At 60.2% G+C, this 16,448-nt stretch carries 13 protein-coding genes; 12 read left to right on the top strand and 1 reads right to left on the bottom strand.

Annotation, left to right across the window (positions count from 1 at the left end; genetic code table 11):
* Window positions 1–599: 599 nt before the first annotated feature.
* The 10 genes from AMK05_RS09125 (at window position 600) to AMK05_RS09080 (ending at window position 12,931) form a co-directional block, all read left to right on the top strand.
* Window positions 600–1,376 carry a competence/damage-inducible protein A gene (locus AMK05_RS09125; protein ID WP_064838176.1) on the top strand — a complete coding sequence of 259 codons (777 nt, stop codon included), beginning with the start codon at window positions 600–602 and terminating at the stop codon, window positions 1,374–1,376.
* 108 nt (window positions 1,377–1,484) lie between these two features.
* Window positions 1,485–2,327, top strand: a complete 843-nt coding sequence (locus tag AMK05_RS09120) for a universal stress protein (RefSeq protein ID WP_064838175.1) — start codon at window positions 1,485–1,487, stop codon at window positions 2,325–2,327.
* Window positions 2,328–2,545: 218 nt separating this feature from the next.
* Window positions 2,546–3,040, top strand: a complete 495-nt coding sequence (gene gpt / locus AMK05_RS09115) for a xanthine phosphoribosyltransferase (protein ID WP_049734206.1) — start codon at window positions 2,546–2,548, stop codon at window positions 3,038–3,040.
* A 194-nt stretch (window positions 3,041–3,234) separates the two neighbouring features.
* Window positions 3,235–3,822, top strand: a complete 588-nt coding sequence (locus AMK05_RS09110; protein WP_064838174.1) for a hypothetical protein — start codon at window positions 3,235–3,237, stop codon at window positions 3,820–3,822.
* 590 nt (window positions 3,823–4,412) lie between these two features.
* Window positions 4,413–8,228 carry a vitamin B12-dependent ribonucleotide reductase gene (locus AMK05_RS09105; protein ID WP_064838173.1) on the top strand — a complete coding sequence of 1,272 codons (3,816 nt, stop codon included), beginning with the start codon at window positions 4,413–4,415 and terminating at the stop codon, window positions 8,226–8,228.
* Window positions 8,229–8,343: 115 nt separating this feature from the next.
* A complete protein-coding gene (locus AMK05_RS09100; RefSeq protein ID WP_082935635.1) occupies window positions 8,344–9,549 on the top strand; it encodes an adenylate/guanylate cyclase domain-containing protein in 1,206 nt (401 codons plus the stop codon).
* 13 nt (window positions 9,550–9,562) lie between these two features.
* Window positions 9,563–11,152, top strand: coding sequence for an adenylate/guanylate cyclase domain-containing protein (locus AMK05_RS09095; protein WP_064838171.1), 1,590 nt, complete (start codon window positions 9,563–9,565; stop codon window positions 11,150–11,152).
* Window positions 11,121–11,891, top strand: coding sequence for an E2 domain-containing protein (locus AMK05_RS36185; RefSeq protein ID WP_442966257.1), 771 nt, complete (start codon window positions 11,121–11,123; stop codon window positions 11,889–11,891). The genes AMK05_RS09095 and AMK05_RS36185 overlap by 32 nt, the downstream gene beginning before the upstream one ends.
* Before the next feature lie 105 nt (window positions 11,892–11,996).
* Window positions 11,997–12,407, top strand: a complete 411-nt coding sequence (locus AMK05_RS09085; protein ID WP_143535824.1) for a hypothetical protein — start codon at window positions 11,997–11,999, stop codon at window positions 12,405–12,407.
* Between the two features lie 23 nt (window positions 12,408–12,430).
* Complete coding sequence (locus AMK05_RS09080; RefSeq protein WP_210282605.1) at window positions 12,431–12,931, top strand: DUF6998 domain-containing protein; 501 nt, start codon at window positions 12,431–12,433, stop codon at window positions 12,929–12,931.
* A gap of 434 nt (window positions 12,932–13,365) precedes the next feature.
* Here the strand turns inward: AMK05_RS09080 and AMK05_RS09075 are convergent, their stop codons facing one another.
* On the bottom strand, window positions 13,366–14,256 hold the full coding sequence (locus AMK05_RS09075; protein WP_064838168.1) for a LysR family transcriptional regulator: 891 nt from the start codon (window positions 14,254–14,256) through the stop codon (window positions 13,366–13,368).
* Between the two features lie 144 nt (window positions 14,257–14,400).
* Here AMK05_RS09075 and AMK05_RS09070 point away from each other — a divergent pair, with 144 nt between their 5' ends.
* Both AMK05_RS09070 and AMK05_RS35500 read left to right on the top strand, forming a co-directional pair.
* Complete coding sequence (locus tag AMK05_RS09070; protein WP_064838167.1) at window positions 14,401–15,501, top strand: mandelate racemase/muconate lactonizing enzyme family protein; 1,101 nt, start codon at window positions 14,401–14,403, stop codon at window positions 15,499–15,501.
* 309 nt (window positions 15,502–15,810) lie between these two features.
* Window positions 15,811–16,446: an ornithine cyclodeaminase family protein gene (locus AMK05_RS35500; RefSeq protein ID WP_335725711.1), complete on the top strand. Its 636-nt coding sequence runs from the start codon at window positions 15,811–15,813 to the stop codon at window positions 16,444–16,446.
* Window positions 16,447–16,448: the final 2 nt, after the last annotated feature.

Genomic DNA, 16,448 nt, shown 5'->3' with positions numbered 1-16,448 from the left:
GGCCCCGCTCAGCTGGACATTCGAAGCGACGAAGCGATTGAGGGCTTCTGGACTTTGAAACCGAATTGCACCTGGACACCGAATATCGGTTGAGAATGCCGCCTCTCTTTGTTAGCAGAAAGAGCCACGCGGACGTGGTGGAATCGGTAGACACAAGGGACTTAAACAAAATTGAGTGCACTGGCGGAAACGCCTGATGTAGAACTGCTCAAAGTCGGGGAAACCTGTCAGATGGCAATCCCGAGCCAAGCCCTGCAAGGGGAAGGTGTAGAGACTAGACGGGCAGCACCTAAGGCAGATGCTAGGGTGAAGGTATAGTCCAGACCACAAACGCCGGAAGGCGGCGGCGAAAGCCGTAGCGGTAAGAAAATCCCTCGGCCTAGGCTATGCGGGTTCGACCCCCGCCGTCCGCACCATATGCCGATACAGATCACGCCACCGATAAGAAGATGGGCGTCACCGCAGGCCTGTGGGTTTCATTGCGAGGGAAAACCGTCGAACCGGGACAGCTCCCATCCGAATTCGTCCTTCACCAGCAATGTTTGCAAAGCGGCCGAAGGGCGCTACCTATTGACCAGCCTCACATCACGGAACATCCCATGAGCCACGCCACCGTCGTCACTGCCGCCATGCTCGCCATCGGCGACGAACTTCTTTCCGGCCGCACCAAGGACAAGAATATCGGCCATCTCGCCGACCTGCTCAATCTTTCCGGCATCGATCTCAAGGAGGTGCGCATCGTCGCCGACGACGAGGAGGCGATCGTCGAGGCGCTGAACGCGCTTCGCGCCCGATATGATTACGTCTTCACGTCAGGCGGCATCGGGCCGACGCATGACGACATCACCGCCGATGCCATTTCCAGGGCGTTCGGGGTGCCCTGCGAATATGATGACGAGGCGATGAGGCTGCTGGCCGATATGTACCGGCGCCGCGAGATGGAATTCACCGAAGCGCGCCAGCGCATGGCGCGCATGCCGCGCGGATCCGTTCATATCGCCAATCCGGTGTCGACGGCGCCGGGCTTCATCATCGGCAATGTCCATGTCATGGCCGGCGTGCCGCAGGTTTTCCAGGCGATGGTCGACAATGTGCTGCCGACGCTTCGAACCGGCACGCCGGTGCTGTCGCTCGCCATCGCCTGCCCTTACGGCGAAGGCGAGATCGGCACGCCCCTGACGGCGATCCAGAAAGCCCATCCGGACACCAGCATCGGTTCCTACCCCCGTTATATCGGCCAGAAATTCTCGACCGAGATCGTCGTGCGCGGCCGCGCGCAGGCGGCCATCGATGCGGCCGGCACCGATGTGCAAGCGATGATCGACGCCATCCGCCAGAGGAAGGACATCGCCGAAAACCATTCCGCCGAGGCTTGAGGACAAGACCGGAACCGGGGACCAGGCTTGATCCCCGTCAAGGAACGGAAGAACGGTCCGGTGCATTCCTTCCCTCGCGCACGCCATTTCAGCGCAAGGAGAATTGATATGTCTTACAAAACCATTCTCGCCATTCTCGATACAGCAGACAATAGCGCCGCCGTTGCCGATTTCGCCTTTGCCATTGCCGCCGAAAGCGGCGCTCATGTGATCGGCCTGCATGCCGAAAACATCTCCGCCGTGCCGCTGGTGGCGCCGATGGAAATCCCCGATCCGGTCGCCGTGCAGGCGCTGCAGGATATGGCGCATAGCGAAACGATCGCGGTGGAGCGAATTTTTCGCGCCAAGGCCGAGGCCTCAGGCGGCTCCTCGGAGTGGCGCAGCTTTGCCACCTCCATCGGCTACGGCTCCGCACCGCTGATCGAAAGCGCCCGCAGCGCCGATCTCTTGATCGCCTCGCAGGCCGATCCGGCCAAAGCCTCCGACAGCCATGTCGACGTCGACAGCTTCCTCTTCGAAACCGGCCGGCCGGTGCTGATCATCCCCTACATCATCCGCCAGCCGAAGCCGATCAAGCGCGTGCTGATCGCCTGGAACGGCTCGAAGGAAGCGGCGCGCGCAACCTTCGACGCGCTGCCGATCCTCAAAGCCGCCGAGGAGGTCGAGATCTTTTCGGTCGACCCGGCCGACACGGCGCTGCAATCGCCGCTGACCGCAGGCGCCGCGATCGCCGCAACGCTTGCCCGCCACGGCGTGAAGACGACACTGGCGACGGCCCGAAGCGTGGATAAGAACACCTCGCATGTAATCGAAAACCGGCTGTCGGACGACAGCATCGATCTTCTGGTCATGGGCGCGTCTACGCATTCCTGGCTCTGGCAGATGATTTTCGGCGGCACGACCAAGAGTTTGCTGCAATCGATGACGGCGCTGACGCTGTTGTCGCGCTGACCCACGCCGCGATCATTGGCGCTCTTGCCTTTTGACGGCAAATTCCGTTAATTGCGGCGACCGATGACGGCTTCGAGCCTCGGCCACAACTCACGCAGCGCAGCTCGCGAACTCGCGCAGTGCAGCGTGTGCGATTTCCTGTTTGGTCGATCGCCGCCTCAAGCCCGTCCGGTCGCCGCAAAACGGCGTGTTGTTTTTTCATGCCGCGGAGCAGCCCGATGTCCCTTCCCGATAAAGCCTTTCCCGTCTCCTGGGATCAGTTCCACCGCGATGCGCGCGCCCTTGCCTGGCGGCTTGCCGGCCTTGACCAGACGTTCAAGGCGATCGTCTGCATCACCCGCGGCGGCCTCGTTCCGGCCGCGATCATTTCGCGCGAACTGAACATCCGGCTGATCGAGACCGTCTGCGTCGCCTCCTACCATGATTATGTCAACCAGGGCGACATGACCCTGCTCAAGGGAATAGCGCCCGAGCTTGCCGAAAACGGCGGCGAAGGGGTGCTCGTCGTCGACGACCTGACGGATACCGGCAAGACCGCCGTCCAGGTGCGCACCATGCTGCCGCGGGCGCATTTCGCCTGCGTCTATGCCAAGCCGAAGGGTGTTCCGACTGTCGATACCTTCATCACCGAGGTGAGCCAGGATACCTGGATCTACTTCCCCTGGGACATGGGCTTCACCTACCAGGAGCCGATCGCCAAGGGACCGCGCTGAGCGCACAGATCGCAGCGCGCACCCATCGTATTTACCACTTGAAATTGTTCCAGTTTTTGTCGGCGAGGTTTCCTGAATCCGCTATCGGGATATGCACATCTATTTTAACTTATTCGCATAAACTCGACAGCTGCGAATCGCATCAAACTGCGCTTAAAGCGTGCAGGAAAACGATGCGGTAGGAGGAAACGACGATGGCGCGGTGGGGAGATGTTGCGGCGGTTGCCGTCGGGCTGGCGGCAAGTCTGCTTCCGCTCACGCCTGCCCGCGCCGAGCCTGCCTATATTCCCCTGGTGCGCGACTATGTCGAGACGCGGATCCGGCCGATGGTGGAAACGCCGCTGGTGCTGAAAGCCATCGCCGAGCAGAATGCCAAATTCACCGATGTCAGCGAAATCGACCTGCGGGTGCTCGATGAGACCTACCGGTCGGAGGTCGATCGGCACCATCTGCAGATGGTCCAACTGCTGCTCGACAAATCCGTGTCGAATTATCTGAAAACCAGGCAGGACGCCTCGCAGGGGGCGATCGTCGAATTTTTCGTCACCGACAGTCATGGGCTGAATGTGGGGCAAAGCACCATTACCGCCGACTACTGGCAGGGCGACGAAGAGAAATACCTCAGAACCTTCGCCGACGGCTCCCGAGAGATCTTCGTCGACCGGGCGGAACGCAACCAATCCACCCAGATGCTCGAAACGCAGGCGAGCTTCGTGGTCATCGATGAAGAGGACAAGCCGATCGGCGTCGCCACCGTCACCATCGCCATCGATGCGCTCTGAACAGGGCCGATTTCCGCGCCGAATCGGCATGCGCATTTGCACCGAAAATGCCATACCAAGATTTGCCGCCGGACGCTTTTTTGCCGTTCAAGCCTTTTCCCTAGCCAGCTGCGCTTGCAAGCCATTGTAATTTCAGGGCTCCCCGGCTTTCCCCAATCTCCACAGGCGCATCCACAAGATGTTGTGGTTAGCAATCAATTAACGGCCAGCCCTTGACGGAATCACCCGTTTCAAACTTACTGTCCCTGATGTTGCGGCGGCGACAGGACCGGAGGTAACGAGCCCGGTTCCCTATTGAAAATTAGGACGCGGAATCAGGGCGATGTACCGGGAACGGTGTCAGACCTGACAGGATCTCTGCGCGATTTTCAGCCTCCAAAAAAAGTGACGTCGGGACTGGCGATAATAAGCTGTTAATACTATATTTAGCGTTTGCAGCCACCATCACCACAAGATACAGGAAGGACATCTCCGGATGACACCCCTGTGACAATACGGAAACGAGACTGGCTGCACGACGACAATGTGCCGCCGGATAGAAATTTTGCGCCCCGGTCGCGGGGACCGGGCGCCAACACGAGGTCAAGACCATGCGCATCGAACGTCGTTTCACGAAGGCCGGGCAAGGCGCCTATGCGGATATCGAATTCCGCAAGGCGACGAGCGAGATCAAGAACCCCGACGGTTCGATCGTGTTCCGCCTCGAGAATATCGACGTTCCCGCGCAGTTCTCCCAGGTCGCGACCGACGTTCTGGCGCAGAAGTATTTCCGCAAGGCCGGCGTCCCCACCCGGCTGAAGAAGGTCGAGGAAAACGACGTCCCATCCTTCCTGTGGCGCTCCGTTCCCGACGATGCGGCGCTGAAGACCCTGCCTAGGGATGAGCAGACCGGCTCCGAAATCGATGCGCGCCAGGTCTTCGACCGTCTTGCCGGCACCTGGACCTATTGGGGCTGGAAGGGCGGCTATTTCTCTTCGGAAGAAGATGCGGCCGCCTTCAAGGACGAGCTTGCCTATATGCTCGCCACCCAGCGCGTCGCGCCGAACTCGCCGCAGTGGTTCAACACCGGCCTGCATTGGGCCTACGGCATCGACGGCCCCGGCCAGGGCCATTTCTACGTCGACCCCTTCACCGGCAAGCTGACCAAGTCCAAGTCGGCCTACGAACATCCGCAGCCGCATGCCTGCTTCATCCAGTCGGTCGAAGACGATCTCGTCAACGAAGGCGGCATCATGGACCTGTGGGTGCGTGAGGCGCGCCTGTTCAAATACGGCTCCGGCACCGGTTCCAACTTCTCGATGCTGCGCGGCGAAGGCGAAAAGCTTTCCGGCGGCGGCCGCTCCTCCGGCCTGATGAGCTTCCTGAAGATCGGCGACCGCGCCGCCGGCGCCATCAAGTCGGGCGGCACGACGCGCCGCGCCGCCAAGATGGTGGTCGTCGATATCGACCATCCCGATATCGAGGAATACATCAACTGGAAGGTCAAGGAAGAGCAGAAGGTTGCGGCCCTCGTCACCGGCTCGAAGATCGTCGCCCGGCACCTGAAGTTGATCATGAAGGCCTGCTTCAACTGCGAAGGCGGCGACAATGGCGATTGCTTCGATCCGGCCAAGAACCCTGCCCTGAAGCGCGAAATCCGCGCCGCCAAGAAGGACCAGGTTCCGGAGAACTACGTCCAGCGCGTCATCCAGTTCGCCCGCCAGGGCTACAAGGATCTCGAATTCAAGACCTACGACACGGATTGGGATTCGGAAGCCTATCTCACGGTCTCCGGCCAGAACTCCAACAACTCCGTGTCGATCAAGGACGACTTCCTGCGCGCCGTCGAAAATGACGGCGAATGGAACCTGACCGCCCGCAAGGACGGCCGAGTGATGAAGACGCTGAAGGCGCGCGACCTCTGGGAAACGATTTCCTACGCCGCCTGGGCTTCGGCCGATCCGGGCATCCACTTCAACACGACGATGAACGACTGGCACACCTCGCCGGCCGGCGGCCCGATCCGCGGCTCGAACCCGTGCTCGGAATATATGTTCCTCGACGACACGGCCTGCAACCTCGCCTCGCTGAACCTGCTGCAGTTCAAGGACAAGGCCACCAAGCGCATCAACATTGCCGACTACGAACACGCCGTTCGGCTGTGGACCGTCGTGCTCGAAGTCTCGGTCATGATGGCGCAGTTCCCGTCGAAGCGCATTGCCGAACTCTCCTACGAATACCGCACGCTCGGCCTCGGCTACGCCAATATCGGCGGCCTGCTGATGTCCTCAGGCATTCCCTATGACTCCACTGAGGCCCGCGCCATCGCCGGTTCGCTGACCGCGATCATGACGGGCATCTGCTATGCGACTTCGGCCGAAATGGCTGCCGAACTCGGGCCCTTCCCGAACTTCGCGCCGAACCGCGAGAGCATGCTGCGGGTCATCCGCAACCATCGCCGCGCCGCCTATGGCGAAACCTCCGGCTATGAAGCCCTGTCGATCGACCCGGTCGCGCTGATCCATTCGGAAAACCCGGACCAGGATCTCGCTGCCCATGCCAAATCGGCCTGGGACAAGGCGCTTGAGCTTGGCGAACAGCATGGCTACCGCAATGCCCAGGTCTCGGTCATCGCGCCGACAGGCACGATCGGTCTCGTCATGGATTGCGACACGACCGGCATCGAGCCCGACTTCGCCCTCGTCAAGTTCAAGAAGCTCGCCGGCGGCGGCTACTTCAAGATCATCAACCGCGCCGTGCCCGACGCGCTGCGCACGCTCGGCTATTCGGAAAGCCAGATCGCCGAAATCGAGGCCTACGCCGTTGGCCACGGCAACCTGAACCAGGCGCCCGCAATCAACCCGTCGACGCTGAAGGCCAAGGGCTTCACCGACGAGAAGGTGGACGCGGTCAATGCTGCGCTGAAGAGCGCCTTCGACATCAAGTTCGTCTTCAACCAGTGGACGCTCGGCGCCGATTTCCTGAAGGAGACGCTGAAGGTTTCCGACGAACAGCTGGCCGACATGAGCTTCAGCCTGCTCGACCATATCGGCTTCTCGAGGAAGGACATCGAAGCCGCCAACATCCATGTCTGCGGCGCGATGACGCTGGAAGGCGCGCCCTTCCTGAAGGCCGAGCACCTGCCGGTCTTCGATTGCGCCAATCCCTGCGGCAAGATCGGCAAGCGCTACCTCTCGGTGGAAAGCCATATCCGCATGATGGCGGCCGCCCAGCCCTTCATCTCCGGCGCGATCTCCAAGACGATCAACATGCCGAACGACGCCACCGTCGAGGATTGCAAGAACGCCTATCTGCTCTCCTGGAAGCTCGGCCTCAAGGCCAACGCGCTCTATCGCGACGGCTCGAAGCTGTCGCAGCCGCTCAACGCCTCGCTGATCGAAGACGAGGACGACGAGGAAGCGCTGGAGGACCTGCTGCAGGCGCCGGTCGCCGCCCAGGCCGTCACCATCACCGAGAAGATCATCGAGCGGGTGATCGAACGGGTTTCGCGCGAACGCGAGAAGCTGCCGAACCGCCGCCAGGGCTACACCCAGAAGGCCGCCGTCGGCGGGCACAAGGTCTATCTCCGCACCGGTGAATTCGGCGACGGCCGCCTCGGCGAGATCTTCATCGACATGCACAAGGAAGGCGCTGCCTTCCGCGCGATGATGAACAATTTCGCCATCGCCATCTCGCTCGGCCTGCAATATGGCGTGCCGCTCGAAGAATATGTCGAGGCCTTCACCTTCACCAAGTTCGAGCCGGCCGGCATGGTCATCGGCAACGATGCCATCAAGAACGCCACCTCGATCCTCGATTACGTCTTCCGCGAACTGGCCGTCTCCTATCTCGGCCGTCATGACCTCGCCCATGTCGATACGTCGGATTTCTCCAACACAGCACTCGGCAAAGGCATCCAGGAAGGCAAGACCAACCTGCTGTCGACCGGCTGGACCCGCGGCTACAAGCCGACGCTCGTCTCCGGCACCGGCGGCGAACGCCAGGCGGGCGAACCCAAGGGTGCAGCAACGGCAGCCCCTGCCCGCGCCGCGTCCACCGGCACGGTGACCGCCTTTGCCGGCAGCGCCGCGCGCAAGCTGGAACCGACGGTCGCCATCTCCACCTCCGAAATCGTCGCCTTCAAGCGCGATTACGAGGAGCGCGCCAAGGAATTGGCCGAGGAGATCGCCGAAGAGGTGATCGAGGAAATCACCAGCGACGCCACTGCCCTCTTCTCCGACAAGGCGGCAGCCGATGCGGCAACGGCCAAGACCGAAGCCAAGAAGGTGGAAGCCGAACGCCGCCAGCGCTCGATCATGCAGGGCTATACCGGCAACATGTGCTCGGAGTGCCAGAACTTCACGATGGTGCGGAACGGGACCTGCGAGAAGTGCGATACATGTGGGGCGACGAGTGGGTGCAGCTGAGTGCCCTTACTACTCTGATGGCTATCCCATCAAGCAAACATCGCCCTGGGCGAGATTGATTGGATAACGGACGAAAATCCCGCCGGTTTGTCTGGTGGATCGACGCAAATGCAGCATGACCTTCCGGATGCATCGCATCCGGAAGGCGATTAAGGGAACAAATAGGGAAAAAATGTCCTTTATCGGGGTGCCAGGATCGGCCGCCCAGTCGCCAATTGAAAGCTTCCTTTCGAGGTTCTGCCCCGATCCCGAAGTGCTGGCGAAAATCTTGACCTCGGATCGTCTCATTCGGACGCGCGACGGTCATTGCCTTTGCCACAAAGGCGACATCGCACACGAACTCTGGATCGTGGCCTCGGGTGAATATCGCATCGAAGAAGACACGCATCTGATCGGCCGGCGACTCCCTGGCGAACTTATCGGAGAACAGGCGCTTTATCGGCTCAATGATGCCGGCGGAAATCGCACCCGTGGGGCAACCATCAAAGCTTCAGGACCATCGACTGCATTCAAGATCGATTACTCGGTGATCGCCTCTCTGCCAGACAGTGAACAAGCCGTATGGCACGAAACCTGCGCAAGAGTTCGGGCCGCGAAACTAGATGAAGCGTCCGTTTTGCGAGCTCAACTTCGCAAACACGAGGAAGCGCTGGAGAATGTGATCGAGCGTTTTGTCTGCGATGAAGGTGCGCAGGCCGCAAACGCCGCTTTCGATGACGGCGAGATGACCAATCGAATCCCTGTCGAGAGCAGCACAGCACTCATTTGGTTCAGTGACCTGAAGGGCTTCTCGAGCTTCGCCTTCTCTCAACCTGCGGATGCGGTTGCGCAGGCGCTGCGATCGATGATGGATATCCAGACGCGGGTCATCATGAATCATGGCGGCCAGATCGACAAATTCATGGGCGACGGATTGATGGCGTTCTGGAAGGCGCCGGACACCGATCGGCAAGTGAAGGCATGTCGCGGAGCCGTTGCCGCCGCCAAGGACTGTCTCGTAGACCTCGACGCCTACTTCGCTGAGAACGGCATTCCCTGTGACATCCGGATCGGATTGCATATCGGCCCCGTGCTCTTTGGCGACTTCGGCGGTGGTGACCGAATTGCGTTCACGACGATCGGCACAACAGTAAACAACGCCAGCCGCTACGAACAGGCCTACGAATGTTCCAGTGGAAATCCCCTTGGCCGACTGCGCATAAGCGAGGACGTCTTTGCCCGCATCATCGGAACTGAGGGCGAGGGAATGTTTGAGGCAGAGACGAGGGTCCTGAGGGACAAGAACGGCGTGCGGCACAAAAGCCGCATCGCCCATTTTTGAGGAGCGAAGCACTATGGCGTGGTCTAAGGAACGCAGCCGCCAGCGCATTCAGAAGTTCTATGCCGATGCTCCGAGCACCGCAGTCAGCATTGATAATTTTGATGACTTTTACTGGACAGCGCGCGCAAAAGCGATTCAGGGGCGCCTGAAGCTCGACGGTGTTCGCGAGTCACCGCTGGACAATATCCCTCTGCGGACCGCCGTCGTCGTTGATGGTGTCCATGTCTACATCCAAATGATGGATTTCGCGTCGGCGATGATTGATGCTGAACGGGAGACCGAGGGCAGTCATCAACGCGTGCTTTCAATGCTGCATCTCCATTACTCAGTTTGCGATGAGATCGCGGAAAGCTTCGAGGCTCAACGGGTCGATTTCCATGGAGCCAGGATGCACGCAGTCATAGCCACCCCTGTGGGACCGGCATTAGCCGCGGAACGCGCCGAGCGTGCAATTGCATTCGCAGATGCCGTGACGAAGGCGATCAAGGAGGCTAGTCGAATCACGGCGAACGGCCGTTATTCTACCCGCATCCGTGCCGGTCTGGATTCCGGGCGTTCAGTGGCTATCAACGGTGGCGTGCAGCATGAACGAGAGCCTCTCTTCCTAGGGCCGGCCGCCAATTATGCAGCAAAACTCGCAGACGGACCTGTCGAGGGTATCTTTGTTTCCAACCGCATCAGACGGGATCTCGGCCAGCAGGAATTGGTCGGCCTAAACATCTTGAACGAGGAACGGCAGCATTACGTTGATGTCGATGGCCACTCGTTCGGAAACAGAATGGGCTTCCAGGCCAAGCGAGCAAATCAGCAACTCATCGATCGTGCCGCCTCAGCAGCAAGCATTCGCGTCGCTATAAGTTCTCGCGATTCCAGCTCATTTTCGTTCCATCGTCACACGCCGCCGCTCGGCTCGATCAAGTTCGCCGAACTCAGCCCATCCAATTCGATCAGGATGGAACTTCTGTCAATCTTTGCCGATATCGACGGCTTCACAGCTTACGTCGACCGGTGCATCGCGACGAGCAGGATCGGCGAAATGGTCGCCAACCTTCACACCATTCGAAGTGAACTTGCTGCTACGCTGAAAGACGATTTCAAAGGCAAGAAAGTGAGGTTTATCGGAGACTGCGTACATGGGCTGATTGCGGAAGGCACGGCCATGACGACGGACTCGTCCGGCTCGGTTCGAGCGGCTGTGCAGGCAGCAGGCGGGTTGCGGTCAAGCTTCGAGCTCTGCCAGGAAGAGCTGAACGGAATTGCAGATCTCGGCTTGGCGATCGGTATCGAATACGGCCCCACGCCTATTACGCGGATCGGCATTCGTGGCGACCGAAGCATCCGCTGCTCTGTTAGCCGAGCAGTATCGGCATCGGAAGCACTCCAAAGCAAATGCGAGGGCGATCAGACAGCTCTTGGGCCGACGGCACTTCAGCACGCTCCGGCTAGCATCCGGCGCTTGTTCACGGGCGGCGTCGCCTATGGCCTAGACGCGCAGTCGGTCGGTGACCACCTAAGTGCACCGGCTCAAGTAACCAGCGGCAACGTCACGGCAACGGCGGCACCACACTCGAATGTCGATCCTATCACCTCTAGACTTCATTAGAACTGCCACTCCTTCATGGTTCGAGCGCAGTTGCACGCAAGAGTTCGAACTGAGGGGGATGGCATGCCTTGACGTACCCGGTGGATCAGGATCAATCGTCGTCGCGCTTACCGTCAGTGTTGCGGGTTCAAAAATTACCGTCTGCGAGACCGTCAGAGGAACAGTTTACCCTACCATCTGCCATGAACGTCATGTGCAGTCCGACGGAAATTTCTGCATAGGTTATCAGGCAGGAGATCGGACTGACTCGCTCGACGCCGCGAAAGTGTGGTGGGGCCTTCTTCAAGAATACCTGTTCCTCCAGCGAGTAGCGGAGCGAACAAGACAGTGGCCGCCAACCAAACAGCTATCGCACGGCCTCGCCGGGCCGCATCATTTGGCTGCGCAGGACGCCGCTCGAAGTCTCGGCATTGAAGAGGAATATCTCGAAATGCTGAAGGGCCAAGACAAATGGTTCACCCAACCTTCACCGAAGCTGGATGATAAGCGCAAGCGGCTGCAACACCGACACCTTCCCTGCCCTCGTGGCTGCATGCGCGATGGCCGCCGTGTCGCCCGTTCCGAATGTTGCGATCCGCAACGCGTTTATGAACTGCTTTATCACGAGCGGAAGCGGCGGCAAGAAGTCGATGATTTTTACTCGCTCTGCCGACTTATCGGTGAGAAATGCTGTGGCCGAATGCTTCATTGTGGACTTGAGCCAACCAGGAACTCGAGCAGCCCCTCAATACGTGATTGAGGGTGCTCCAGCTTCCTAAACCGCCGTAATCTAGCGTTTGTACTGAAAGGATTTGGCATCGACCCTCGTACAAGGCGCGAGCGCCGGGCTGAAGAGCAGGCGATCTTGTCTAATGCGGCATTGCTTGATTTGTTGGAACTCAACGACAGTGTTCGTCGACTTCTTGACTACGAGAAACCTGTGTTCGAATACACAAATTACCTACTGCGCATGGTTTCGACCTGGATCGCGGTGGTCGTAGCCTATCGCGGGCTGGAGATCGAATTTATCGCAAGGGAAAGGATTGTGTTTTGTCTTGCTTACGTTGGCGTGGGCTCGCTCGCGCTCCTCGCATCTTTTCTCACATATAGAATGATGATGTTAAATCGGTTCATCGCAGACGAGATCGCGTTCAGATATGCCGGTCGCGGTCGAATTGGGTTGCTCATTGCATTCGCGTTAAGTCATCTCCTCTTAATTCCGTTCATTGCGATGTCAGTTCTTATCGGAGCATCTGTTTGGCATTTGCTTAAGTAGCTCCTTGACGCGCGAGACACCCAGTGACCGAAACTATTCGCCTCAAACTCCCCCCTGTCATCAAAGATCTCATTGCGGCCCGTGACAGAGTGAAGGAGCACTACAATGTTCCGGGGGTCGATTTCACACTTGATGGAAAACTCGTCGGCGACATCGGCGAAGTCATTGCCTCCAAAGTTTATGGCATTGATCTCAAACCTGGGGGCGGGACCGGAATCGACGGCAGGACGCAAAGTGGAATAGACGTGCAGATCAAGGCTACTGGCAAGAAGGGGGGCGCCGCTTTTCGCCAAGTTGATCAGCGAGCCAGCCATTTGATTTTCATCGATTTTAACTTCAACGAGGAAGTTGGAGTAGTGATGTACAACGGGCCAGAACATCTGGTCCTGAACGATATGCCCGAGGATTGGGGTGGGAAACAACGCACTGTCGCACGAGGAAAACTCAAGCGGATCAATGCACAGATCCCGTCGGAAGATCGTCTGCCAATTGTCGACTGGTCTTTGGTCATTCGTGACGATTGACAGCCCAAGAGCCCTATTGTCCTAGTTTAAATACAAGCGGTGATCGCTCGATGTATGGCGGCATCGCCAGTCCCAGATCGGAATATCTCTGGTACAAACCTCGGCCACGATGCGCGGTTTCAAAGTGTTAGAGCGTCCTTTGCGCGTTCGAAAGGACACACGGCGCGCTAGGCGCCATCGCTTTATGGCAGTCACCGGTATGACCGTCTCGCCTAGGTAATTGCCGCGCCTAGCCTGCGGACCAGCGCTGCTTACTCGTCATACCTCCGGGAGTTGGCATCACATTTGTGCCATTCCTAGGTAAGCGGTGTTATGGCTCCACCTTCCGGCTTAGCGTGTGATTGTTGATGTTGTTGCCGAACGGGGTTTCGACATATGACGATTACAGGACTTACACATAGCACCAGACGTGCCGGCGCAGCGGTTTAAGGTTTTCACGGGAACTGGACGTCGGCGATCTGGCGCAGTCCGTTGGCGACGGCGATAACAGCTCTGTCGTTGCTGCTTTCCGGCAGCATCCAGGCCGTGATCGAAAGGCCGAGCGGCACGGGGCGGTCGAAGGGGGCGACGAGGGCGCCGCTGTTCAGATGAGGTTGCACCAGCGATTGCCGTCCCATCAGAACGCCGGCGCCTGATAAAGCTTCCTGCACGGCAACCGCGTAGAGCGAGAAGCCGGGCCCGGTCGGGATCACCGGGCTGTCGGGCATGGCGGAAGCGGCCCAGATCCGCCAGTCCTGCCAGACCACATCGGAGATGCAGTTGACCGTCGCAAGATCGGCGGGATCGGCAAGCGCTGCGGCCAATCCAGGGATGCAGACCGGCAGCAGCTGTTCATCCCACAAGGTGATCTTGTCCGGGCCGGGCTCGGCATAAAACAGACACAGATCGAAAGGCGTGCGCTTGAGATCAGGCGGCTCTTCGAGCGCGGTCACCGAAATGTCCACGTCGCGCAGCGCGGCGCGCAGATGCAACAGGCGCGGCGCCAGCCACAGCTGGGCGAGCGCCGGCGAGGTGACGATATGGACTTTGCGCGGGGCCGCGTGACGCCGCAGCTCGCGCACCGCCCCGCCAAGCGCATCGAAGGCGGCGCTGAAGCGGGGAGCGACGCGCTGCCCAAGGGCGGTCAGGCTGACACCCCTCGCCTGGCGGTGAAACAGTTCGGCGCCGAATTCGGCCTCCAGCGCCTTGATCTGCGCGGCCACGGCGCCCGGAGTCACCATCAGCTCATCGGCGGCGCGGCGAAAGCTGCCCAGCCGGGCGGCGGCCTCGAAGGCGCGCAGCGCGTTCAGCGAGGGCAATCTGTCGAATGGCGGCGAAATGGACATGGGGTTGAGGCCTAGATTTTCTGACCCTTCTATCGCCGAAAACTGGTTTGTCGCAAGTCCGCGCTCATGAAATCGTGGCTCATGCAGCAACCAAGTCGCGCTGCTTCAAGCAGGGAGCGACGTTCAGCAGGGATGATGACAGCCATGAAGATTTCGGCCATCGAGCTTTACGAATACGACCTGACCTATTCCCATGGGACCTATGTAATGTCCAAGGGCCGGTCGGCAAAACAGCAGCCGTCCAATCTCGTGCGCGTCATCACCGACAGCGGCATCGAAGGCTGGGGCGAGGCCGCGACGCTTTCCGGCAATTACCTGCCGGTCTTTGCCGGCAGCACGCGTGCGGCGCTGCGCGAGCTCGCGCCGCTGCTGATCGGGCAAGATCCGCGCAGAAGCACACATCTGCAGCGGCTGATGTCCAGTGTCCTGATGGGGCAAGCCAATGCCAAGAACGCCTTCGACGTCGCCTGCTGGGATATTTTCGGCAAATCCGTCGATCTGCCGATCTCGGCGCTGATCGGCGGCGTGCTCAGCACCGAGCTGCCGATCTTCGAGGCCGTTCCGCTGTCCTCGACCGAGGAAAGCCTCGACTATGTCAGCAAGCGCAGCGCTGAGGGCATCATGCGCTACCAGATCAAGATCGGCGACGATCCGGTGAAGGACGCCGCCCGCGCCCGCGCCATCGTCAAAGCCTTCCCCGACATCTTCTTCTTCGTCGACGCGAATGCCGGATATACGCTGCTCGAAGCCCAGGTCGCCATGCGCGCGCTTGAGGATACGAACCTCTATGTCGAGCAGCCCTGCCGGGATATCGCCGATTGCGCCATGCTGCGCAGGATTAGCGGGCTGCCGATCGTCCTGGATGAAGCGGTCCTCACCCATGCCGATCTTTATCGCGCCAAATATGAGGTGAGCGCGGCTGCGGTCAACATCAAGCTGGGCCGTCTCGGCGGCATTACTCCTGCGGTTGCCATGCGAAACGCGGCGCAGGATCTCGGCATGCATTTCTGCATCGAGGACGTCTGGGGCGGCGATGTGACGGCGGCAGCGGTGTCGCATGTCGCAGCCAGCGCCTTCCCGGAAAATCTGATGCACACCTCCTTCTTCAACGATTGGACGAACGAGCATGTGGCCGGCTATCAGCCGCGCAGCCGCAATGGCCGGGGTGCCGCCCCGGCCGGCCCCGGTCTTGGCATCACGGTCGACCGGTCGCTGCTCGGCGCGCCCGTGGCCAGCTTTTCCTGATGGAGGCCACGCCATGCTCCCTGCTCTGCTGACCTATGAAGCAAGCGTATCGAAGCTGAGCTGGCCCGGCGCGGTCGACGCCTTGCGGCGCGGCCACCAGCGGCCCCGGCCCGAACAGGGAGACCTGCTGCTCGGCTCGGACGAAGCAAGGCTTCTGAACCGCGCCGCCCGGATTGAAGGTCTCGGCTTTGCGGTGAAGGCAGACAGCGTCTTTCCCGGCAATGCCCGAAAAGGACTGCCCTCGGTTCAGGGGGCGGTTCTGCTGTTCGATCCCGATTGCGGGGCCGTCCGGGCGGTCATCGATAGCCGCTGGTCACGCATTACAAGACGGCGGCCGATTCCCTTCTCGGCGCGCAATGCCTGGCGCGCGCCGGCAGCCGCCATCTGGTCGTCCTGGGGGCCGGCGCCGTCGCTGGCACTCTGGCGCGGGCCTATGACGCCGCCTTTCCTGATATCGAGCGCATCTCGATCTGGTCGCGCCGTCCGGAACAAGCCGAGACGCTGGCCGCCACGCTCGGCGATCTGCGCGCCGAAGTCACGGCTGCCGATGTGGCGGACGCGGTTCGGACAGCCGATATCGTTTCGGCTGCGACCATGGCCCGTTCCCCGATCCTTCGGGGCGAATGGGTCCGCCGCGGCACGCATGTCGATCTGATCGGCGCCTTCACGCCCGATATGCGCGAGGCGGATGACACGCTGATCGCCGCCGGGCTCGTTTATGTGGATTTCATGGAGACGGTGATGGACCAGATCGGCGAGATCACGCAGCCGATTGCGTCCGGCGCCATCGACCGCTCGCATATCAGGGGAGATCTCTACGATCTCGTGGCAGCGGGCACGACAAGCCGCCAGTCCGACGACCAGATCACGATCTTCAAGAATGGCGGCGGCGCCCATCTCGATCTGATGATGGCGAGCTACGTCGTCGATGCGGTCAATGCGTAGAT

Origin of the sequence: Rhizobium sp. N324 (genome assembly GCF_001664485.1) — a bacterium.
Lineage (GTDB): Bacteria > Pseudomonadota > Alphaproteobacteria > Rhizobiales > Rhizobiaceae > Rhizobium.
Note: the sequence above shows the minus strand (reverse complement) of the source record. Positions and strands in the feature narration are given on the sequence as shown.